18 protein-coding genes are annotated in these 21,879 nt (G+C 71.9%); 13 read left to right on the top strand and 5 right to left on the bottom strand.

The features are described 5' to 3' along the window. Positions 1-1,259: HAMP domain-containing protein (locus tag ACZ69M_RS01660; RefSeq protein WP_470046346.1), on the bottom strand; the 1,259-nt coding region annotated here is incomplete at its 3' end. Positions 1,260-1,464: 205 nt separating this feature from the next. On the opposite strand from ACZ69M_RS01660, the gene ACZ69M_RS01665 reads away from it, so the two are divergent. Beyond that, positions 1,465-3,795, top strand: coding sequence for a SpoIIE family protein phosphatase (locus tag ACZ69M_RS01665; RefSeq protein ID WP_470045938.1), 2,331 nt, complete (start codon positions 1,465-1,467; stop codon positions 3,793-3,795). 26 nt (positions 3,796-3,821) lie between these two features. On the opposite strand, the gene hemW is transcribed toward ACZ69M_RS01665, so the two are convergent. The 3 genes from hemW to ACZ69M_RS01680 all read right to left on the bottom strand — a co-directional run bounded on the left by hemW (position 3,822) and on the right by ACZ69M_RS01680 (position 6,807). After that, the gene (gene hemW, locus ACZ69M_RS01670) at positions 3,822-5,054 is read right to left on the bottom strand and encodes a radical SAM family heme chaperone HemW (RefSeq protein ID WP_470045939.1); all 1,233 of its coding nucleotides are present in this window, start codon (positions 5,052-5,054) and stop codon (positions 3,822-3,824) included. 117 nt (positions 5,055-5,171) lie between these two features. Further along, a complete protein-coding gene (locus ACZ69M_RS01675; protein ID WP_470045940.1) occupies positions 5,172-5,975 on the bottom strand; it encodes a DUF3097 domain-containing protein in 804 nt (267 codons plus the stop codon). 31 nt (positions 5,976-6,006) lie between these two features. After that, positions 6,007-6,807 carry an MBL fold metallo-hydrolase gene (locus ACZ69M_RS01680; protein ID WP_470045941.1) on the bottom strand — a complete coding sequence of 267 codons (801 nt, stop codon included), beginning with the start codon at positions 6,805-6,807 and terminating at the stop codon, positions 6,007-6,009. 226 nt (positions 6,808-7,033) lie between these two features. On the opposite strand from ACZ69M_RS01680, the gene hrcA reads away from it, so the two are divergent. From hrcA to ACZ69M_RS01730, 10 genes are all read left to right on the top strand, one after another. Next, positions 7,034-8,056 (top strand): heat-inducible transcriptional repressor HrcA, encoded by a 1,023-nt coding sequence (hrcA, locus tag ACZ69M_RS01685; RefSeq protein WP_075032705.1) that lies wholly within the window; start codon positions 7,034-7,036, stop codon positions 8,054-8,056. Next, positions 8,057-9,193 (top strand): molecular chaperone DnaJ, encoded by a 1,137-nt coding sequence (dnaJ, locus tag ACZ69M_RS01690; protein ID WP_101405225.1) that lies wholly within the window; start codon positions 8,057-8,059, stop codon positions 9,191-9,193. It abuts the gene before it with no gap. A gap of 111 nt (positions 9,194-9,304) precedes the next feature. Next, entirely contained in the window at positions 9,305-10,393 is a 1,089-nt protein-coding gene (locus tag ACZ69M_RS01695; RefSeq protein WP_470045942.1) for a nitronate monooxygenase, read from the top strand. Then, a complete protein-coding gene (locus ACZ69M_RS01700; protein WP_470045943.1) occupies positions 10,390-11,139 on the top strand; it encodes a 16S rRNA (uracil(1498)-N(3))-methyltransferase in 750 nt (249 codons plus the stop codon). The genes ACZ69M_RS01695 and ACZ69M_RS01700 overlap by 4 nt, the downstream gene beginning before the upstream one ends. A gap of 24 nt (positions 11,140-11,163) precedes the next feature. Continuing rightward, positions 11,164-11,556 carry a VOC family protein gene (locus ACZ69M_RS01705; protein ID WP_403688231.1) on the top strand — a complete coding sequence of 131 codons (393 nt, stop codon included), beginning with the start codon at positions 11,164-11,166 and terminating at the stop codon, positions 11,554-11,556. Positions 11,557-11,667: 111 nt separating this feature from the next. After that, positions 11,668-12,267, top strand: a complete 600-nt coding sequence (locus tag ACZ69M_RS01710) for a hypothetical protein (protein WP_470045944.1) — start codon at positions 11,668-11,670, stop codon at positions 12,265-12,267. A 45-nt stretch (positions 12,268-12,312) separates the two neighbouring features. Then, positions 12,313-15,558, top strand: coding sequence for a S41 family peptidase (locus ACZ69M_RS01715; RefSeq protein WP_470045945.1), 3,246 nt, complete (start codon positions 12,313-12,315; stop codon positions 15,556-15,558). 77 nt (positions 15,559-15,635) lie between these two features. After that, the gene (locus ACZ69M_RS01720; protein ID WP_470045946.1) at positions 15,636-16,001 is read left to right on the top strand and encodes a histidine triad nucleotide-binding protein; all 366 of its coding nucleotides are present in this window, start codon (positions 15,636-15,638) and stop codon (positions 15,999-16,001) included. A gap of 6 nt (positions 16,002-16,007) precedes the next feature. Beyond that, positions 16,008-16,916, top strand: coding sequence for a ribonuclease Z (locus ACZ69M_RS01725; protein WP_470045947.1), 909 nt, complete (start codon positions 16,008-16,010; stop codon positions 16,914-16,916). Positions 16,917-16,985: 69 nt separating this feature from the next. Continuing rightward, the gene (locus ACZ69M_RS01730; RefSeq protein ID WP_470045948.1) at positions 16,986-17,978 is read left to right on the top strand and encodes an adenosine deaminase; all 993 of its coding nucleotides are present in this window, start codon (positions 16,986-16,988) and stop codon (positions 17,976-17,978) included. 11 nt (positions 17,979-17,989) lie between these two features. Here ACZ69M_RS01730 and ACZ69M_RS01735 read toward each other — a convergent pair whose 3' ends face one another. Beyond that, positions 17,990-19,270: an MFS transporter gene (locus ACZ69M_RS01735; RefSeq protein WP_470045949.1), complete on the bottom strand. Its 1,281-nt coding sequence runs from the start codon at positions 19,268-19,270 to the stop codon at positions 17,990-17,992. 277 nt (positions 19,271-19,547) lie between these two features. Between ACZ69M_RS01735 and ACZ69M_RS01740 the strand changes: the two genes are divergently transcribed. Then, on the top strand, positions 19,548-20,657 hold the full coding sequence (locus ACZ69M_RS01740) for a carbohydrate kinase family protein (RefSeq protein ID WP_470045950.1): 1,110 nt from the start codon (positions 19,548-19,550) through the stop codon (positions 20,655-20,657). A 141-nt stretch (positions 20,658-20,798) separates the two neighbouring features. Then, complete coding sequence (locus ACZ69M_RS01745; RefSeq protein ID WP_060896461.1) at positions 20,799-21,866, top strand: PhoH family protein; 1,068 nt, start codon at positions 20,799-20,801, stop codon at positions 21,864-21,866. Positions 21,867-21,879: the final 13 nt, after the last annotated feature.

Genomic DNA, 21,879 nt, shown 5'->3' on the forward strand with positions numbered 1-21,879 from the left:
TCGCGGGCGACGCGTGTGACCTCGTCGGCGAAGGCGGAGAGCTGGTCGACCATGGTGTTGATGGTCGACTTGAGTTCGAGGATCTCGCCCTTCGCCTCGACCGTGATCTTCTTGCCGAGGTCGCCCTGCGCGACGGCCGTGGACACGAGGGCGATGTTGCGGACCTGCGAGGTCAGGTTGTCCGCCATGAAGTTGACGTTGTCGGTGAGGTCCTTCCAGACGCCGGAGACGCCTCTGACCTGGGCCTGGCCGCCGAGGTTGCCTTCGGTGCCGACCTCGCGGGCGACGCGTGTGACCTCGTCGGCGAAGGCGGAGAGCTGGTCGACCATGGTGTTGATGGTCGACTTGAGTTCGAGGATCTCGCCCTTCGCGTCCACCGTGATCTTCTGGCTGAGGTCGCCGTTGGCCACGGCCGTGGTGACCTGGGCGATGTTGCGGACCTGGGAGGTCAGGTTCGAGGCCATGAAGTTGACGTTGTCGGTGAGGTCCTTCCAGACCCCCGAGACGCCTCTGACCTGGGCGCGGCCACCCAGTTGCCCTTCGGTGCCGACCTCGCGGGCCACCCGCGTGACCTCGTCGGCGAAGGCGGACAGCTGGTCGACCATCGTGTTGACGGTGAGCTTCAGTTCGAGCAGCTCACCGGTCGCCTCGACCGTCACCGTACGGGTCAGGTCGCCGCGTGCCACCGCCGTGGTCACCAGGGCGATGTCACGGACCTGGGCCGTCAGCCGGGACGCCATCGTGTTGACCGCCTCGGTCACATCGCGCCAACTGCCCGACAGACCCTGCACCTTGGCGCGCCCGCCGAGACGGCCCTCGGTGCCGACCTCGCGCGCGACCCGGGTCACCTCGCCCGTGAAGAGGGAGAGCTGATCGACCATCTTGTTGACGGCGCGCCCCAACCGTCGCAGATCTCCCCTGAGCTGACGGTTGCCGTCGTGCAGGTCGACCCGCTGGGTGAGGTCACCGCCGGCCACCGCGTCCAGGACGCGCGTCGCGTTCGCGGCGGGTGCCACCAGGGCGTCGAGCAACTGGTTCACGTCATTGACGCGGGTCGTCCAACTGCCCTGGCCCGGGCTCGCCGACAGCCGTTCGTCGAGCCGTCCGTGCCGGACCAGCTCCCTTCGTACCCGCTGCACTTCCGTGTTGAAGTGGGTGCTGCGGTCGATGATCTGGTTGAACGCCGCGCTCAGGTCGGCCACCAGGCCGTGCCCCGTCTCCGGCACCTTGGTGAAGTCACCGTCCCGTGCGGCGGTCATCGCGGCGAGCAGCGGACGCAGATCGGACGCCGGGATCCGGCCGTCGTCGATTGCCCGAATCTGTCCGTCTTCGAGCACACGCGTAGCACTGTTCTCACTCATGGCGGCCCACTTCGGTAACTCGGCGCTTATGGGCGTGGCCAGTCTGTCACTCTGTCCGTGTCGCCTGAGGCGTATTCGTCCGAACTGCTCAGGGAGCCGCACAGTGGGGGCCATTCCGACGCAACGGGAGTCGCAACCGGACTCCATGGCGCTCGCCCCTGGTACGCCCGCGCACTACCGCGTGGGTCAGGAAGCCATGGCGCGCGCCGCGCTGCCGGGCACTCCGCTCGCGCCCGGCGCCGCCCGCCGCATGGTGCGCGAGACGCTCGCCGACTGGGGGGAACTGGCCCTGCCCGGTGCCGAGATCGTCCGTGAGCGCCTTGCCGAGGACGCCGTCCTGGTCGTCAGCGAACTCGTCACCAACGCCGTCGTGCACGCGGGCACCGACGTCGAGCTGCTGTGCCGGCTGGAGATCACCGACGGCGGTGCGGTGGGCGCGGTGGTCGTCGAGGTCTCCGACCACCATCCCTCGCGGGCGGTACGCGAGGAGTCGGCCGAACGGGCTTACGGCACACCGGAGTACGGGCGGGGGCTGCGGTTGGTCGCCTCCCTGTCGGAGGCGTGGGGGATCACGTATCGGACCGGGGTCAAGACCGTGTGGGCGCGGCTGCCTGTGGACGGGGGGCTGAGCGTCGAGGAGGGGCTGGGTGTTCAGGGCGGGTTGGGTGTCGAGGGTGAGTTGGGTGTTGAAGGCGGACTGAGTGTTGACGATGGGCTGGGTGTTGGTGGTGGGTTGGGTGTTGAGCGTGGGCTGAGTGTGGGTGGTGGGTTCGGTGCCGATGGAGGGCTGGGTGCCGGGCCGGGGATGACGGACGCCCTGGGACTGTCCGCCGGTTCGGGGTCGGCCGACGGAATCGGACCGCCGGGCGGAGTCGGACTGCCGGGCGGCATCGGACTGGCGGGCGGGACGGGACTGGCTGGAGAAACGGGACCGGCTGGAGAGATGGGAGTGGTCGGGGAGACCGGGCCGGTCGGCGGGACGTTCGGTGCCGGGCAGCGGCAACGGCCGCGGCAGGACGGCGACTGGCTCAACCGCGGCGCTCTCTCCTTCCTCGCCGAGGCCTCCGACCTGCTCGCCGGGCAGCTCGACGAGGACCTCGTCGCCGCGCTCGCCGGGCAGCTCCTCGTGCCGCGGCTCGCCGACTGGTGTGCCGTATGGCTGGAGGACGAGGCCACCGACCGGGCAGGTGGGCTGGGGCTGGCCCTGGGACCCCGGCTCGCCCGCGTCTGGCACGGCAGTGAGAACCGGATCGAGGAGCTGCGGCGGGCCCTGGAGAAGGATCCGCCACGGTTGCCGGACTCGGTGCGGTCCCGGGCGGTCCCGGTGCCCTGGCCGGGGGAGGCGTTAGGGCCCGGGGAGACGTTGGCAACGGGGCAGGGGCACGGACACGGGCACGGGCACGGGCAAGGGAACGGGAACGGGAACGGGAACGGGAACGGGCAAGGTGGTGCGGGCGGGGTGAGCGGGGCGGCGCTCGCGTACCGGCTGATCGCCGGCGGCCGGCCGCTCGGCACCCTCGTCATCGGCCGGGCCGGACTGACCGCCTTCCCCGACGAGATCACCGGGCTCGTCGAGGACCTCAGCCGGCGGATCGCCCTCGCCATCGGCGCGGCCCGCCAGTACGCGCGCCAGGCCACCATCAGCCGGGTCCTCCAGCGCGGCCTGCTGCCCGGCGCGGTCGCCGAGATCCCCGGGGTGCGCAGCGCCCTCGTGTACGAGCCGCTCGACAAGGGCGGGCCCAGCGGCGACTTCTACGACCTGTTCCCCGCCGGCGACGGACGCTGGTGCTTCGTCCTCGGGGACGTCCAGGGCAAGGGGCCCGAGGCCGCCGTCGTGATCGGCCTCGCCCGGCCCTGGGTGCGACTGCTGGCCCGCGAGGGCTACCACGTCGCGGACGTCCTCGACCGCCTCAACCAGCTCCTCCTCGACGACGCGACGGAGGCGGCGGACGCGGCGGCCCGTGCGCTGGTGGCGGCGGGCGGGCCGGGTCTCGGCCCCGACGAGGGTCCGCAGACCCGTTTCCTCTCCATGCTGTACGGCGAGCTGGTGCCCTTCGAGGGCGGCGTACGTTGCACCCTCGCCTCCGCCGGGCACCCGCTGCCGCTGATCCTCGGCCCGGACGGGGACGTACGGGAAGTGGCCGAGCCGCAGACCCTGCTCGGGGTCTTCGAGGACGCGACCTACGTCTCCGAGACCTTCGACCTGTACCCCGGTGACACCGTCCTGTGCGTCACCGACGGGGTGACGGAGCGCCGCAGCGGGCCCCGCCAGTTCGATGACGACGAGGGCCTCGCGAAGGCCCTCGCGGGCTGTACGGGGCTGAGCGCCGAACTCGTCGCGGAACGGATCCGGCGGCTCGTGCACGAGTTCGGCAGCAAGCCGCCGGAGGACGACCTGGCGTTGCTGGTGCTGCAGGCGGAGTGGACGGAGTAGGTCGGGGGAGCAGGGGGCGCGCCCCCTCAGTCCACCAGGTCTCGTACGACCGCGTCCGCCAGCAACCGCCCCCGCAACGTAAGCACCGCCCGCCCCTCGCCGAACGGCCCGGATTCGAGCAACCCCTCCGACCGCGCGCGCCGCGCCGCGGCAAGCCCCTCCGCCCGTAGCAGCGACAACGGACACCCCTCCCGAAGCCGCAGCTCCAGCAGGATCCGCTCCACCCGCCGGTCCTCCTCCGAGAGCAGCTCACGCCCCGCCCCCGGAGACCGCCCCGCGGCCAACGCCCCCGCATACGCCCCGGGATGCTTCACGTTCCACCACCGCACCCCGCCCACATGGCTGTGGGCCCCGGGCCCGGCCCCCCACCAGTCGGCACCCCGCCAGTACAGCTCGTTGTGAAGGCACCGTCCGGCGGCGGAAGTGGCCCAGTTGGACACCTCGTACCAGTCGAACCCCGCCCCGGAGAGCACCTCGTCGGCGATCAGATACCGGTCGGCATGCACATCGTCGTCCGTCATCGGCACCTCGCCCCGCCGGATACGACGGGCGAGCTGCGTCCCCTCCTCGACGATCAGCGCGTACGCCGAGACATGGTCGGGCCCGGCACCGAGCGCGGCGTCGAGCGAGGCCCGCCAGTCGTCGTCGGACTCACCGGGCGTGCCGTAGATCAGGTCGAGGTTCACATGCTCGAACCCGACCGCTCGCGCCTCCGCGACACACGCCTCGGGCCGGCCGGGGGTGTGCGTACGGTCGAGCACCTTGAGGACGTGCTGCCGGGCACTTTGCATGCCGAAGGAGATCCGGTTGAACCCTCCGGTCCTGAGCGTCTCCAGATACCGCGGATCAACCGACTCCGGGTTCGCCTCCGTCGTGATCTCCGCGTCGTCCGCGAGCCCGAACTCGTCCCGGATCGCCCCCAGCATCCGTACGAGGTCGTCGGCGGCCAGCAACGTGGGCGTACCGCCGCCGACGAACACCGTACGAAGGGGGCGCGGGTCGTCGCCGAGGACCTTGCGGGCGAGCCGGACCTCGTCGATCAGCGTGTCCGCGTAGTTGTCGCGGGAGGCGAGCACGCCTCCGGTGCCCCGCAGCTCGGTCGCCGTGTAGGTGTTGAAGTCGCAGTAGCCGCAGCGGGTCGCGCAGTACGGCACGTGGAGGTAGAAACCGAGGGGTCGCTCGGCGGCTCCGGCCAGGGCGTGCGCGGGCAGCGCCCCGTCGTCGGGGACGGGCTCACCGTCGGGGAGTGCGGAAGGCATGCCTTCCATTGTCCCGTACCCGGCCGCGTACCCCTTTCCGGCCACTCACCTGCACTTTCTCTCTCCCTCGTCGGCGGAGCCCCAGGGATGGGGCGGCGGGGGCGAGGGAACGTGTTGTCAGTGCGGGGCTGTGACGAAGTCGATGAGTTCTTCCACTCGGCCCAGGAGTTCCGGCTGCAGGTCCTTGTAGGAGTGGACGCGGGACAGGATGTGCTGCCAGGCGGCGCCGGTGTTGTCGGGCCAGCCGAGGGCGCGGCAGACGCCGGTTTTCCAGTCCTGGCCGTGGGGGACCCGGGGCCAGGACCGGATGCCCACGGAGGACGGCTTCACGGCTTCCCAGATGTCGATGTAGGGGTGGCCGAGGACCAGGGCGTGATCGCTCGTGACCGATGCCGCGATGCGGGACTCCTTGCTGCCGGGCACCAGGTGGTCGACGAGGACGCCGAGGCGGGCGTCGGGGCCGGGTGAGAAGTCCGCCACGATCGCGGGCAGGTCGTCGACGCCCTCCAGGTACTCGACCACGACGCCCTCGATGCGCAGATCGTCGCCCCAGACCCGTTCGACCAGCTCGGCGTCGTGGCGGCCCTCCACGTAGATCCGGCCGGCACGGGCGACCCGGGCCCGCGCGCCGGGGACGGCCACCGAACCGGAGGCCGTGCGGGTGGGACGGGTGGTGGTGGAGGAGGGGCGGGTGAGAGTGACCACCTGGCCCTCCAGGAGGAAGCCGCGCGGTTCCAGGGGGAACACGCGGTGCTTGCCGAAGCGGTCCTCCAGCGTCACCGTGCCCGCCTCGCAGCGGATCACCGCACCGCAGAAACCGGTACCCGGCTCCTCGACCACCAGGCCCGGCTCCGCCGGAACCTCCGGCACGGGCTTGGGCTTCTTCCACGGCGGAGTCAGGTCCGGAGAGTACTGGCGCATTCGGATGACGATAGGAGAAGCCCGGCGGCGCTCAACGCGACACGCCGGAATCCGACACGCTGGAATCCGACACGTCGAGACCCGGCGTGGCGAGACCCGGCACGCCGTAACCCGGCACACCGAAACGCTCGGCCAGCGCGTCCCGCTGGGACCGTACGAACCCGGCGTCCACGACCGCTCCGTGCCCCGGCACGTACAGCGCGTCCTCCCCGCCGAGGTCGAGCAACCTGTCGAGGGCCCCGGGCCAGCGCGACGGTACGGCGTCGGGGCCCGCCTGGGGCTCGCCGGACTCCTCGACCAGGTCGCCGCAGAACACCACCGTCGGGTCGCCCGGCACCACGACCACGAGGTCGTGGGCGGTGTGGCCCTCGCCCGTCCGCACCAGCAGGACCTCGACGCCGCCGGCCAGCTCGAGCTGCCAGGTGCCCCACACGTAGTGCCGGGGACGCACCAGGGTGTCCGCCGCGTCCTCCGCCGCCCGCGCGTCCAGCCCGCCCCGTACCGCGTCCGCGAACAGCTCCTCGCGCCCGTGCTCGTACACCTCGGCCAGGCCGCCCGCGGCGAGGACCTCCGCGCCCGCGAACGCCGCCGCGCCCAGGACATGGTCGAAGTGGGGGTGGGTGAGCGCGAGGAAGGTCACACGGCAGCCGGCGAGCGCTTGCGCCTCCCCGCGCAACCGTGCGCCCTCCGCGAGGCTCGACCCCGAGTCGATGATCAGCGCCCCGCCCTCGCCCACGACCAGTCCGACCGTGCAGTCCCAGACCGGAAGCCGCCGCCGCCCCACCCGCGGTGTCAGCTGTTCCCACCCCGCCTCTTCCCAAGTCACCTTCATACGCCGACGCTAGCGGTGAGGGCGTGGACGGTACGACATCGCGGGCAGGGACGGTGTGACATCACGGGACACGTCGGTGTACGTCGGTGCACCTTGCACAAGATCGCGGGGCCGCCCTTGCCGGGGCCGTACCCACCGGCCGTACACTGGGCCGGGGAATGCTGGCACTCGCACGCGCTGAGTGCCAGGCGAGGCGCCGAGGGGCCGAGAACTGGAGGTGTGCGCGATGCTCAGTGAACGCAGGCTCGAAGTGCTGCGCGCCATCGTCCAGGACTATGTCGGCACCGACGAGCCCGTCGCGGTCGGTTCCAAGGCGCTGACCGAGCGGCACCGGCTGGGAGTGTCCCCGGCCACCGTCCGCAACGACATGGCGGCCCTGGAGGACGAGGGATACATCGCCCAGCCGCACACCAGCGCCGGGCGGATCCCCACCGACAAGGGCTACCGGCTCTTCGTCGACAAGCTCGCCGGCGTCAAGCCGATGACCGCGCCCGAGCGGCGGGCCATTCAGAACTTCCTGGACGGCGCGGTCGACCTGGACGACGTCGTCGGGCGGACGGTGCGGCTGCTCGCGCAGCTGACCCGGCAGGTCGCCGTCGTGCAGTATCCGTCGCTGACGAGATCGACCGTGCGGCACGTGGAGCTGCTCTCCCTCGCCCCTGCCCGTGTGATGCTCGTGCTGATCACGGACACCGGGCGGGTCGAGCAGCGCATGATCGACTGCCCGGCCCCGTTCGGAGAAACGTCTCTCGCGGATCTGCGGGCCCGGCTCAACAGCAGGGTCGCGGGCCGGCGCTTCGCGGACGTCCCGCAGCTCGTGCAGGACCTCCCGGACGCGTTCGAGGCGGAGGACCGAGGTACGGTCGCGACGGTGCTCTCCACTCTTCTGGAGACGCTCGTCGAGGAGACCGAGGAGCGGCTCATGATCGGCGGGACCGCCAATCTGACGCGTTTCGGACATGACTTCCCTCTCACCATCCGGCCGGTGCTCGAAGCGCTGGAGGAGCAGGTCGTGCTTCTCAAGTTGCTTGGTGAGGCCGGGGATTCGAGCATGACCGTGCGAATCGGTCACGAGAACGCGTATGAGGGACTCAACTCCACGTCCGTGGTCTCGGTCGGCTACGGTTCGGGCGGCGAGGCAGTAGCCAAACTCGGCGTGGTCGGCCCGACCCGCATGGATTACCCGGGAACGATGGGAGCGGTACGCGCAGTGGCACGGTACGTCGGACAGATCCTGGCGGAGTCGTAAGTGGCCACGGACTACTACGCCGTACTCGGCGTGCGCCGCGACGCGTCCCAGGACGAGATCAAGAAGGCCTTCCGGCGGCTCGCACGCGAGCTGCACCCGGACGTCAATCCCGATCCGAAGACGCAGGAGCGGTTCAAGGAGATCAACGCCGCGTACGAGGTGTTGTCGGACCCGCAGAAGAAGCAGGTCTACGACCTCGGCGGCGACCCGCTGTCCCAGTCGGGCGGCGGCGGTGCGGGCGGCTTCGGCGCCGGCGGGTTCGGGAACTTCTCGGACATCATGGACGCCTTCTTCGGTACGGCGTCGCAGCGCGGTCCGCGCTCGCGTACGCGGCGTGGCCAGGACGCCATGATCCGGCTCGAGATCGAGCTGGACGAGGCGGCCTTCGGCACGACGAAGGACATCCAGGTCGACACGGCCGTCGTCTGCGCCACCTGCAACGGTGAGGGCGCGGCGCCGGGTACCTCGGCCCAGACCTGTGACATGTGTCGCGGGCGGGGTGAGGTGTCCCAGGTCACGCGGTCCTTCCTCGGGCAGGTCATGACCTCCCGGCCGTGTCCGCAGTGTCAGGGCTTCGGGACCGTCGTCCCGACTCCCTGCCCCGAGTGCGCCGGTGACGGGCGGGTCCGGTCGCGTCGCACGCTGACCGTCAAGATCCCCGCCGGCGTCGACAACGGCACGCGGATCCAGCTCGCGGGCGAGGGCGAGGTCGGGCCTGGTGGCGGTCCCGCCGGTGACCTCTACGTCGAGATCCACGAGCTGCCGCACTCCACGTTCCAGCGGCGCGGGGACGATCTGCACTGCACGGTGACCATTCCGATGACCGCGGCCTCGCTCGGCACCAAGGTGCCGCTGGAGACCCTCGACGGTCTCGAGGAGGTCGACATCCGTCCGGGCACGCAGTCCGGGCAGTCGATTCCGCTGCACGGGCGGGGTGTCACACATCTGCGGGGCGGTGGCCGCGGTGACCTCATCGTGCACGTCGAGGTGACCACGCCCACGAAGCTCGATCCCGAGCAGGAGCGGTTGCTGCGGGAGCTGGCGCAGCTGCGGGGGGAGGAGCGGCCCACGGGGCAGTTCCAGCCCGGGCAGCAGGGCTTGTTCTCGCGTCTGAAGGACGCGTTCAACGGTCGCTGACGGGTGTTCCTGGGGGCTCCGCCCCCAGGCGCTCGAGCGACCGTCCCGGTGGCCTATGCCAGGCGGAAGGCCCGATTCGGACTTGTTCGGAGGACGTGACAACATGCCGTCATGTCCACCGCACTGACCGATCTCTTCCCCCATCCGATCGTGCAGGCCCCCATGGCGGGCGGCGTCTCCGTCCCGGATCTCGCGGCCGCCGTGTCCGAGGCCGGCGGGCTCGGGTTCCTTGCGGCCGGGTACAAGACCGCCGACGGCATGTACCAGGAGATCAAGCAGTTGCGCGGGCTCACGGGCTGCCCCTTCGGGGTCAATCTGTTCATGCCGCAGCCCGAGTACGCCGACCCCGCCGCGGTCGAGGTCTACGCCCACCAGCTCGCGGGCGAGTCCTCCTGGTACGAGACCGAACTCGGTGAACCGGACAGCGGCCGTGACGACGGCTACGACGCCAAGCTCGCCGTCCTCCTGGACAACCCGGTGCCGGTGGTCTCGTTCCACTTCGGCATCCCGAGCACCGACGTCCTGGACTCCCTGCGCCGCGCCGGCACCCTCACCGTGATCACCGCGACCACCGCCGAGGAGGCGCTCGCCGTCCAGCGGGCCGGCGCCGACGCGGTCATCGTGCAGGGCGTGGAGGCGGGCGGCCACCAGGGCACCCACCGCGACAACCCGGAGACGGACGGCACGGGTATCGGGCTGCTGTCGCTGATCGCGCAGGTGCGCGAGACCGTGGACATCCCGGTCATCGCCGCCGGCGGCATCATGCGCGGCAGCCAGATCGCCGCGGTGCTCGCCGCGGGCGCGAACGCGGCGCAGCTCGGCACCGCGTTCCTCGCCACCCCGGAGTCCGGCGCCAACGCCGTGCACAAGCAGGCGCTGACCAACCCGCTGTTCGTACGGACGGAGCTGACGCGCGCGTTCTCCGGGCGGCCGGCGCGCGGCCTGGTGAACCGTTTCCTGCGCGAGCACGGCCCGTACGCGCCCGCCGCGTACCCCGAGGTCCACCACCTCACCTCCCCGCTGCGCAAGGCGGCCGCCAAGGCGGGCGACGCGCAGGGCATGGCGCTGTGGGCGGGGCAGGGGCACCGTATGGCGCGCGAGCTGCCCGCCGGGCAGCTGGTGGAGGTGCTGAGCGCGGAGCTCGAGGCGGCCAGGACAGCGTTGTCGGCCGCCGGGGAAGCGGGGGGTGAGGTCCGATGACGGCACCGGTGTTCGTGGTCGAGCACTTCGAGGCGGGCAGCGGCGGACGGTACGTGCTCGACGGCCCGGAGGGGCGCCACGCCGTCTCCGTGAAGCGGCTGCGGACCGGCGAGGACGTCGTCCTCACCGACGGGGCCGGGCGTTGGGCGGACTGCGTGGTGCTGGGCACCGAGGGCAAGGACCGGCTGATCGTCCAGATGGACTCCTACGGCGAGGAGCCCGCGGAGGAGCCCCGCATCACCGTCGTCCAGGCGCTCCCCAAGGGCGACCGGGGCGAGGTGGCCGTGGAGACGATGACCGAGACCGGCGTCGACGCGATCGTCCCCTGGGCCGCGTCCCGCTGCATCACGCAGTGGAAGGGCGACCGGGGTCTGAAGGCGCTCGCCAAGTGGCGGGCCACGGCCCGGGAGGCCGGCAAGCAGTCGCGCCGGGTGCGCTTCCCGGAGGTCGCGGACGCGGCGACGACCAAACAGGTTGCCGCACTTCTGGCCAGTGCCGACTTCGCGGCGGTGCTGCACGAGGACACGGAGGCCGGCACCGATCCGTTCGTGACGGCCGAACTCCCCACCTCGGGCGAGATCGTGCTGGTGGTCGGCCCGGAGGGCGGGATCTCCCCCGAGGAGATCGAGTTGTTCACCGGGGCGGGCGCGAAGACGTGCCACCTGGGGCGTACCGTGCTGCGTACATCGACCGCCGGGACGGTGGCGACCGCGCTGCTGATGGCGCGCACCGGCCGCTGGTCCTGACCTCGCGCACGCACGGGGGACGCTTTGGAACTCGCCCAAGTACGGCTGCTCGTCTCGGACTTCCCGGTCTGCTACCACTTCTACGCCGAGGTCCTCGGCCTCAAGCCCCAGTCGGGCGCGACCGAGGGACCGTACGAGAAGTTCAGTCCCACCGCCGGTTCGGCGGGCATCGCGCTCCAGGACCGCGCGATGATGGCCCGGATACTCGGTGAACTGGGCGACTCGGCGAGCGGCCACCGCTCGCTGGTGGTCCTGCGCGTCGACGACCTCGACTCCTACTGCGAGGCCATCACCTCGCGCGGCGCGGTCCTCGTGCACGGCCCGGACTTCATGACGGACCGGATGCGGGTCGCCCACCTCAAGGACCCCGAGGGCAATCTGGTGGAACTTCAGGAGTGGCTCCTCCTGCGGACCTGACAGAGTTTCACGCATATGCGTTCGACGGGGGCGCACGCGGGTGTGTAGTGGCCGTATGGGGTCTACCGCGACGCCCGGGACAGTGGCACTCTGCCGTCTATGGGGGCATTGATGCGTATTCGACGACAGGTGAGGCGACTGGTGACGGGCCGTCGGGGACCGATGGTCGCCGGGCTCGCCGTGGTGAGCGCCTTCGGGGTGGCCGCGTGCGAACCGGTCGGCGGGCTGAGCGCCTCCGCGGTGGCGTACACGACCGACCGGGCCGGGACCGCGGAGCTGCAGCGGCAGCACGTCGACGTGCAGTACCTGAGCTGCACCGGGTCCTACGGCGGCGGGACCGGCGGGACCGGCGGGAACAAGGCCTACACCCCGGGACACACACCGTCGGCCTCCACCTCCACGCCCTCCGTGGTGGAGGTGGACTGCCGGGGGCGGACCAAGGACCGGCGGGCGATCACCATCACCGGGAAGGTCACCCGCGAGGTCGAGGGCGCGTGCGTCCGCGGGGACCTGACGGCCAAGGTCGGCGGCAAGCAGTGGTTCCACGTGAACGTACTGGGCAACTGCAACGCCCCGAGCACGCCCTCGTACACGCCTCCCACCTACGGCGCGCCCACCTACCACCGTCCGGGCCCCACCACCACCGTCACGGTGACGAAGACCATGTGGTGCAAGGGCGATCCCACCTGCTGGCCCTCCCAGGGCAAGTGATCCAAACCCCTGTCGGGCCGAGCTGTCCCTGCATAGGGTGATCGGGTGACTCAGTCTGCATCGTCCGCGTCGTCGGTATCGCCCGCGTATCTCCGGTTTCCGCATCTGCACGGCGAGCTGGTCGCCTTCACCGCCGAGGACGACGTCTGGGTCGCCCCCCTCGACGGCGGCGGTCGCGCCTGGCGGGTCAGCGCCGACAACATGCCGGTGAACCATCCCCGCATCTCCCCGGACGGTACGACCGTCGCCTGGACGTCGACCCGCGACGGAGCGCCCGAGGTGCACGCCGCGCCTCTGGAGGGCGGACCGTCCACGCGGCTGACGTACTGGGGCAGTTCGAGGACCCAGGTGCGCGGCTGGACCCCGGACGGACGGGTGCTCGCGCTCAGCACCCAGGGCCAGGCCAGCCTGCGCCGCAGCTGGGCCCGGGCCGTCCCGCTCGACGGGGGCCCCGCGACCACCCTCCCGTACGGGCCGGTCGGCGATGTGGTCCACGGCGATCAGGGCGTGCTGCTGCTGTCCGCTCCCATGGGGCGCGAGGCCGCCTGGTGGAAGCGGTACCGGGGCGGCACGGCGGGCAAGTTGTGGATCGACCGGGCCGGCGGCGACGGGGAAGGTACCGGCGAGTTCGTACGGCTGCACGAGGACCTGGACGGGAACCTCGAATACCCCCTGTGGGTGGGGGAGCGTGTCGCCTTCCTGTCCGACCACGAGGGTGTCGGAGCGCTCTACTCCTCCCTCGCCGACGGATCCGACCTGCGCCGCCACACGCCGATCGACGGCTTCTACGCCCGGCACGCGGCGACCGACGGCGCCCGGGTCGTGTACGCGTCCGCCGGTGAACTGTGGCTCCTCGACGACCTGGACGGCGCCGAGCCGCGCCGGCTCGACGTGCGGCTCGGCGGACAGCGCGTCGACCAGCAGCCGCACCTCGTGAGCGCCTCCCGCTGGTTCTCGGCCGCCGCCCCCGACCACACCGGACGCGGCAGCGCGGTCTCCGTGCGCGGTGCCGTCCACTGGGTCACCCACCGCTCCGGACCGGCCCGCGCGCTCGCCGCCCGGCCCGGTGTGCGCGCCCGGCTGCCCCGCGCCTTCCGGGTGGAGGGCGAGGAGTACGTGGTGTGGGTGACGGACGCGGCGGGTGACGACGCGCTGGAGTTCGCCCCGGCGACCGGTCTCGCGCCCGGAGCGACCCCGCGCCGGCTCGCCGCCGGACAGCTGGGGCGGGTCCTCGGGCTCGCCATGGCACCCGACGGCAGCCGCGCCGCCGTCGCCTCGCACGACGGACGGGTGCTGCTCGTCGAGCGGGAGACCGGAGAGGTACGGGAGGTCGACCGGAGCGAGGACGGCGAGGTCTCCGGGCTGGTCTTCTCGCCGGACTCCGCCTGGCTCGCCTGGTCGCACCCCGGCCCGCGTCCGCTGCGCCAGCTCAGGCTGGCCAACACCGCCGACCTGTCGGTGACCGAGGCGACCCCGCTGCGCTTCCGCGACTACGCACCCGCGTTCACCCTCGACGGCAAGCACCTCGCCTTCCTCTCGGCCCGCTCCTTCGACCCCGTCTACGACGAACACGTCTTCGACCTCGCGTTCGTCGGGGGCTCCCGGCCGCACCTGATCACCCTGGCCGCGACCACCCCGTCCCCCTTCGGACCGCAGCGCCACGGCCGCCCCTTCGAGGCACCCGACAAGGACGAGACACCCGACAGCGAGGGCACCCCCACCACCCGTATCGACCTCGACGGACTCGCCGACCGGATCGTCCCGTTCCCCGTCGAGGCGGCCCGCTACTCGACCCTGAGCGCCGCCAAGGACGGGCTGCTGTGGCTGCGCCACCCGGTCGTCGGAGTCCTCGGCGCCTCCCGCGCCACCCCGGACGACCCGGACCCGAAGACCGAACTGGAGCGGTACGACCTCGCCCAGCAGCGCGTCGAGCATCTCGCCGCGGACGCCGACCACTTCGCCGTCAGCGGCGACGGCAAACGCGTCCTGCTGTGGACCGACGGCAAGCTCAAGGTCGTCCCCAGCGACCGCCGCGCCTCGAACGACGACGAGAGCGACACGAACATCACCGTCGACCTCTCCCGGGTCCGCCAGACCGTCGACCCGGCCGCCGAGTGGCGGCAGATGTACGACGAGACCGGCCGCCTCATGCGCGACAACTTCTGGCGGCCCGACCTGGGCGGGGTCGACTGGGAGGGCGTACTGGACCGCTACCGGCCGGTGCTCGAACGGGTCGCCACCCACGACGACCTCGTCGACCTGCTGTGGGAGGTGCAGGGCGAGCTCGGCACCTCGCACGCGTATGTGACCCCGCGCGGCGGCTGGGGCGGCGGCGACCGGGCGCAGGGACTGCTCGGGGCGGACATCTCCCGTCACGAGGACGGCAGTTGGCGCATCGACCGGATCCTCCCCTCGGAGACGTCCGACCCGGACGCGCGGGCGCCGCTCGCCGCGCCCGGCGTCGCGGTGCGCGCCGGGGACGCGATCGTCGCGGTCGCCGGGCAGCCGGTGGATCCGGTGGCCGGACCCGGGCCGCTGCTCGTCGGCACCGCGGGCAAGCCGGTCGAGCTGACCGTCTCCCCGTCGGGCGGCGGCGATCCGCGGCACGCCGTCGTCGTCCCGCTCGCCGACGAGGAGCCGCTGCGCTACCACGCCTGGGTCGCCGACCGGCGCGCCTACGTCCACGAGAAGTCCGGCGGACGGCTCGGCTATCTCCATGTGCCCGACATGCAGGCGCCCGGCTGGGCCCAGATCCACCGCGACCTGCGGATCGAGGTGGCCAGGGAGGGGCTGGTCGTGGACGTACGGGAGAACCGCGGCGGCCACACCTCCCAGTTGGTCGTGGAGAAGCTCGCGCGGCGGATCGTGGGCTGGGACCTGCCGCGCGGCATGCGGCCGTACAGCTATCCGGAGGACGCGCCGCGCGGACCGGTCGTCGCCGTCGCCAACGAGTTCTCCGGCTCGGACGGCGACATCGTCAACGCGGCGATCAAGGCGCTGGGCATCGGGCCGGTCGTCGGGACACGGACGTGGGGCGGGGTCGTCGGCATCGACAGCCGGTACCGGCTCGTCGACGGCACCCTCGTCACCCAGCCCAAGTACGCGTTCTGGCTGGACGGTTACGGGTGGGGCGTGGAGAACCACGGTGTCGATCCGGACGTCGAGGTCGTCCAGGCGCCGCAGGACTACGCGGCCGGGCGCGACGCGCAGCTCGACGAGGCGATCCGGATCGCGCTGGCCGCGCTCGCGGAGAACCCCGCCAAGGCGGCACCGACGCTGCCGGAGCTCTGAACCGGGCACGCGCCCGCGCTCACCGGGGCCGATACGATGCACGACGTAATGATCAGACGGCGTGAGGAGGCACACGCATGTCGCGAGAAGAAGACGGCGCACCGCGGGACGACTGTCTGTTCTGCAAGATCGTCGCGGGGCACGTTCCCGCGAACGTCGTCCGGGAGACCGACACGACCGTCGCCTTCCGCGACATAAACCCCCAGGCGCCCACGCACATCCTGGTCATCCCCAAGGTGCACCACCCGGACGCGGCCTCCCTCGCCGCCGCCGAGCCCGCCATCGCCGCGGACCTGCTGCGCGAGGCCGGCGAGGTGGCGTCCGAGGAGAAGCTGGAGAGCTACCGCATCGTGTTCAACACGGGCGGCGGCGCGGGCCAGACCGTCTTCCACGCGCACGCCCACCTCCTGGGCGGCCGTGGCATGCAGTGGCCGCCGGGGTAACCGGCCTTGTCCGTACGTGAACTGGTGGTCCTCGGCACCGCCAGCCAGGTCCCCACCCGGCACCGCAACCACAACGGCTATCTGCTGCGCTGGGACGGGGAGGGCCTGCTCTTCGACCCCGGTGAGGGCACTCAGCGGCAGATGCTGCGGGCCGGGGTCGCCGCGCACGACCTGCACCGGATCTGCGTCACCCACTTCCACGGCGACCACTCCCTCGGACTCGCCGGGGTGATCCAGCGCATCAACCTCGACCGTGTCCCGCACGAGGTGACCGCGCACTACCCGCGCTCCGGGCAGCGCTTCTTCGACCGGCTGCGGTACGCGACGGCCTACCGCGAGACCGTCGAGCTGACCGAGGCACCGGTCGAGGCGGACGGGGTGCTCGCGACCACCCCCTCGTACACCCTGGAGGCCCGCAGGCTCTCCCACCCCGTGGAGTCCTTCGGCTACCGGCTGGTCGAGTCGGACGGCCGGCGGATGCTGCCCGAGCTGCTCGCGGAGCACGGGATCAAGGGGCCGGACGTGGGGCGGATCCAGCGCGAGGGCGCGCTCGGCGGGGTCTCGCTCGACGACGTGAGCGAGGTGCGGCGCGGACAGCGGTTCGCGTTCGTCATGGACACACGGCTGTGCGAGGGCGTGGACGCCCTCGCCGAGGGCTGCGACCTCCTCGTCATCGAGTCGACGTTCCTGGACGGTGATCACCAACTCGCCGTCGACCACGGTCACCTGACGGCAGGTCAGGCCGGACGGGTGGCCCGGGACGCGGGCGTACGGCATCTCGTGCTCACGCACTTCAGCCAGCGTTACTCCGAGCCTGAGGGAGAGTTCGAGCGGCAGGCCCGGGCCGCCGGGTTCGAGGGGGAGCTGACCGTGGCGCACGATCTGGTGAGGGTGCCGGTGCCGAAGCGGCGATGAGCCGTCGTCGTACGAGTCGACGAGGCGTCATCGCACGAGATCGTCGGTACACACCCGTACGATATTTCGATGCCCCTCCCCAAAGCAGAACTGCACCTCCACATCGAAGGCACCCTCGAACCCGAGCTGGCCTTCGAGCTCGCCGCGCGCAACGGCGTCACGCTCCCCTACGCGGACACCGAGGAGCTGCGCAAGGCGTATCTCTTCGACGACCTCCAGTCGTTCCTGAACCTGTACTACGAGCTCATGGCCGTCCTGCGGACCGAGCAGGACTTCGCCGACCTCGCCGACGCCTACCTGGCGCGGGCCGCCGCGCAGGGTGTGCGGCACGCGGAGATCTTCTTCGATCCGCAGGCCCACATCGCCCGGGGCATCGGCATGGGGACGGTCGTCGAGGGGCTGCACCGCGCGCTCTCGCGCAGCGAGGAGACGCACGGCGTCTCCACCCAGCTGATCATGTGCTTCCTGCGCGACGAGTCCGCCGAGTCGGCGCTCGCGACCCTGGAGGCCGCGCAGCCCTACCTCGACCGGATCGTCGGCATCGGCCTCGACTCCGCCGAGGTCGGGCACCCGCCGGTCAAGTTCCGCGAGGTCTACGAGGCCGCCGCCGCGCTCGGCCTGCGACGCGTCGCCCACGCGGGCGAGGAGGGGCCGCCGGAGTACATCACCGAGGCGCTGGACGTGCTCGGCGTCGAGCGCATCGACCACGGGCTGCGCTGCATGGAGGACCCCGAGCTGGTCGAGCGGCTCGTACGGGACCGGGTGCCGCTGACGCTCTGCCCGCTGTCGAACGTACGGCTGCGCGCCGTGGACGTCCTGGAGGACCACCCGCTGCCCGCGATGCTGGACGCCGGGCTGCTGTGCACGGTCAACTCCGACGATCCCGCGTACTTCGGCGGGTACATCGGTGACACCTTCCACGCCGTGCACGAGACGCTGGGGCTGGACCGGGAGCGGATGCGGGAGCTGGCGCGCAACTCGTTCGTGGCGTCCTTCCTCGAACACGACGAGGAGCGGCGGGCGCGCTACCTCGCCGAGGTCGAGGCGTACGAGTTCGGGTAGGCGCGGCGGGACTACCTGCTTGCGGGCCCCGGTCCGGTCGCCGCACCCGCGGTCGCCTGCCGGGGTCCTGCCGTGTCGTACGCCGTCCGGGGCGCCGGGACGGCGTCCAGCGGGATCTCCACGACCGGGTGCTCCTGCGGGAGCGGCGCGGGGCGCCGGGTGCGCAGGGCCACGGCCGTCATCGGGCCGGTGATCAGGAGCAGGCCGAGGGCCAGGATCACGCCCATCGCCGGGTATCCGACCCGCGCGGACAGGAGACTGCCCGCGAGCGGACCGCATGCCGTGCCGAGCGAGGAGGCGGAGCCGACGAGGACCGCCCACCGGCCGCGCTGGTCCAGGGACGCGGCGAGGCCGATGACGTAGGAGAGCACGACCGGGTAGACCGTGTTCCAGGCGATCTCGCCCGCCGCGAACGACGTCAGGTCGGTGGCCGCCGCGCTGAGCGCGATGCATCCGGCGATCAGGGCCGTGCCCGCGCCGATGGGCAGGGCCCGGCCCAGGCGCTGGCCGAGTGCGCCCGCGCCGATCACCCCGAGCAGCCCCGCGCCGAGTGCCACCGCGAAGACCGCGCCGACGGTCACCTCCGTCAGCCCCGCCTGCTGCAGACCGATCCGGCCGCTGACACCCCAGAGTGAATTCTGGGCGAGGGACCAGCAGAGCATCGCGGCGGCGAGGACGAGTCCGGCACGGCGGTGGGGGAGCGGAGTGGTGGCGCGCAGGGCGCGGCCGGCGGTGGTGTGGGGGGTCTCGGGGGCCCCGGCGGCGGGGAGACGGCGGGTCACGGGCAGTGCGAGCAGCGCGGTGACGGCGATTGCGGCGAGGGGGTGGCCGTGGCCCGGGCCCAGGTGGGGGATCGTCAGATACAGCGCGCCCGCGAGGGCGGAGACGCCCAGCAGCCCCAGGGTGGTGGTGCGGTGGGGGTCGCGCTGGCCGGCGATCCCGGTGGCGGCGACGCTGGTGATCGTGCCGGAACCGAGGCCGCCGACGATCGCGCCGAGGACGACCAGGGGGATGGTCGTCGTGAGGGCGGCGGTGCCGTAGCCGGCGGCGGCCAGGAGCAGACCGGCGCGGGCGAGCCCACGAGGGCCGAATCGGTCCACCCGGGACGCGAGCAGGAAGCCCGCCGTCGCCGAACTCAGCAGCAGGGCGCTGCCGATGGAACCGGCCTCGGTGGCGGAGAGGGGCAGCCCCGCGCTCAGCCGGCCGACGGTGGTCGGGAGCAGGTACGGGGCGAGGTACCCGGCCGTGAAAAGGGCGACGAGGGGCCAGGGCGTGGTGGTGCGGGCGGACACGGGCGTTCCCAGGGCATGCGAAAGAGCGGCTCGGTAAGGGGGGTTGAGCGGCTGTCGACGGACAGGAACGCGCGGGCAATTTGTATCAAGCGGGTAGGGGTACGACGTAGGCGGGGAGGTGTGATCTGGGTCACGTTCTGTTTGCAGGGGGAGGGGCGGGGTAAGCGCGGGGTTTTCATCCGGCCGTTCACCGGTCCGCTCCGGCCCCGACCGGCGCCGTGCCGTGTGCTGTTTGGTGCACACTGGCCTGAATCCGCACCACCTCAGGGAGCGCACCGTGATCGAGACCAACGGAGAGCGACCGTACTGTCACGCTCACGTCGACCCGCTCGCCGGTCTGCGCACCCCTCAGGACCCGCCCTGGGACGTCTACCTCACCGGCACCGTCTTCCTCGACATCATCTTCACCGGGCTCGACACCGCACCGGTGCGCGGCACCGAGTCCTGGGCGCGCGGGATGGGGTCGAGCCCCGGCGGCGTGGCCAACATGGCGACCGCGCTCGCCCGCCTCGGCCTCAAGACCTCCCTGGCGGCGGCCTTCGGGGACGACCACTACGGGGAGTACTGCTGGGACGCCCTGGAACAGGGCGAGGGCATCGACCTCACCCCGTCGCGCACCGTGCCCGACTGGCACTCGCCGGTCACCGTGTCGATGGCGTACGAGGGCGAGCGGACGATGGTCAGCCACGGGCACGAGCCGCCGCCGGAGGAGCCGGCGCCGGAACACGCCCCCCGCGCGCGTGCCGCCGTCGCCTCGCTGACGCCCGGCACCCGCGCGCACTGGATCGCCGAGTCCGCGCGTGCGGGCACCCGGATCTTCGCGGACGTCGGCTGGGACGACACCGGGCGCTGGGACCTGGCCGGGCTCGCGGACCTGGAGCACTGCGAGGCGTTCCTGCCGAACGCGGACGAGGCGATGCGGTACACGGGGGCGGACTGTCCGCGGGCCGCCGCGCACGCGCTGACCGAGTACGTGCCGCTGGCCGTCGTCACCCTCGGCGCCGAGGGCGCGTACGCCGTGGACGGCCGTACCGGGGAGACCGCCGAGGTCCCCGCGATCGCCGTGGAGGCCCTCGATCCCACCGGTGCCGGTGACGTCTTCGTCGCCGGATTCGTGATGGGCACCCTCGCCGACTGGCCGCTCGCCGACCGGCTCGCCTTCGCCGGGCTGACCGCCGCGCTCTCCGTCCAGGAGTTCGGCGGCTCCCTCTCGGCGCCCGGCTGGGCCGAGATCGCGGCGTGGTGGCGCCGGGTCCAGTCCGTCGACGACCAGGAACCGGCCGCGCTGCGCCGGTACGCGTTCCTGGAGAGCCTCCTCCCGGAGGTGACCCGCCCGTGGCCGCTTCGGCGGGCGGTCCCGACCATCGGCTTCCGCCGGTCGGCCTGACGCTCCCCGCCCCGGCCCCCGAACCCGCGCCGAAAAGCCCTACGGCACTGTCACCCCACCGTCGTACCCTTGGAACCGCAAGGCTGCCCCCGTGGCAAGCGTGCCGATCAAGGAGGAAAAGCAGGCCTACAGAGCCGGCCCATGACTCAGACACCCACAGCTCACAGCCCCGCTTCGGGGCAGGCACGAGCGCATTTCACCGTCCCGGCCAAGCACCCCATGGTGACCGTGCTGGGTTCCGGAGACGCGCTGCTTCGCGTGATCGAGAAGGCCTTCCCGGCGGCCGACATCCACGTCCGGGGCAATGAGATCAGTGCGGTCGGCGACGCCGGTGAAGTCGCTCTCGTCCAGCGCCTGTTCGACGAGATGATGCTGGTGCTCCGCACGGGGCAGCCGATGACGGAGGACGCAGTGGAACGCTCGATCGCCATGCTCAGGGCGAGCGAGAACGGGGAGGGCGACGGTCAGGAAACCCCTGCCGAAGTGCTCACGCAGAACATCCTGTCCTCGCGCGGCCGCACCATCCGACCCAAGACGCTCAACCAGAAGCGGTACGTCGACGCCATCGACAAGCACACCATCGTCTTCGGCATCGGCCCCGCCGGCACCGGCAAGACGTACCTCGCCATGGCGAAGGCCGTACAGGCGCTCCAGTCCAAGCAGGTCAACCGGATCATCCTCACCCGCCCCGCGGTGGAGGCGGGCGAGCGGCTCGGCTTCCTGCCCGGCACGCTCTACGAGAAGATCGACCCCTACCTGCGGCCCCTCTACGACGCGCTGCACGACATGCTCGACCCCGATTCCATCCCGCGGCTCATGGCGGCGGGGACCATCGAGGTCGCGCCGCTCGCCTACATGCGCGGCCGCACGCTGAACGACGCCTTCATCATCCTGGACGAGGCGCAGAACACGAGCGCCGAGCAGATGAAGATGTTCCTCACCCGTCTCGGCTTCGAGTCGAAGATCGTGGTCACGGGCGACGTGACACAGGTCGACCTCCCGAACGGGACGAAGTCGGGCCTGCGCCAGGTCCAGGACATCCTGGAGGGCCTCGACGACGTCCACTTCTCGCGGCTCACGTCCCACGATGTCGTACGGCACAAGCTGGTCGGCCGTATCGTCGACGCGTACGAGAAGTACGACAGCGAGAACGGCACCGAGAACGGCTCCCACAAGAGCCGCGGCAAAGCCGGCCACAAGGGGAAGTAGACAAGCGAGCACC

This window comes from Streptomyces sp. NPDC107454, from assembly GCF_055582885.1.

Bases quoted from the DNA above. Each gene is read 5' to 3' on its own strand.
- ACZ69M_RS01675 (WP_470045940.1), bottom strand. From the start codon at position 5,975: ATGCGCCAGTACTCTCCGGACCTGACTCCGCCGTGGAAGAAGCCCAAG.
- hrcA (WP_075032705.1), top strand. From the start codon at position 7,034: ATGCTCAGTGAACGCAGGCTCGAAGTGCTGCGCGCCATCGTCCAGGAC.
- ACZ69M_RS01730 (WP_470045948.1), top strand. From the start codon at position 16,986: ATGCCCCTCCCCAAAGCAGAACTGCACCTCCACATCGAAGGCACCCTC.
- ACZ69M_RS01710 (WP_470045944.1), top strand. From the start codon at position 11,668: ATGCGTATTCGACGACAGGTGAGGCGACTGGTGACGGGCCGTCGGGGA.
- ACZ69M_RS01720 (WP_470045946.1), top strand. From the start codon at position 15,636: ATGTCGCGAGAAGAAGACGGCGCACCGCGGGACGACTGTCTGTTCTGC.
- ACZ69M_RS01745 (WP_060896461.1), top strand. From the start codon at position 20,799: ATGACTCAGACACCCACAGCTCACAGCCCCGCTTCGGGGCAGGCACGA.
- hemW (WP_470045939.1), bottom strand. From the start codon at position 5,054: ATGCCTTCCGCACTCCCCGACGGTGAGCCCGTCCCCGACGACGGGGCG.
- ACZ69M_RS01680 (WP_470045941.1), bottom strand. From the start codon at position 6,807: ATGAAGGTGACTTGGGAAGAGGCGGGGTGGGAACAGCTGACACCGCGG.
- ACZ69M_RS01700 (WP_470045943.1), top strand. From the start codon at position 10,390: ATGACGGCACCGGTGTTCGTGGTCGAGCACTTCGAGGCGGGCAGCGGC.
- ACZ69M_RS01695 (WP_470045942.1), top strand. From the start codon at position 9,305: ATGTCCACCGCACTGACCGATCTCTTCCCCCATCCGATCGTGCAGGCC.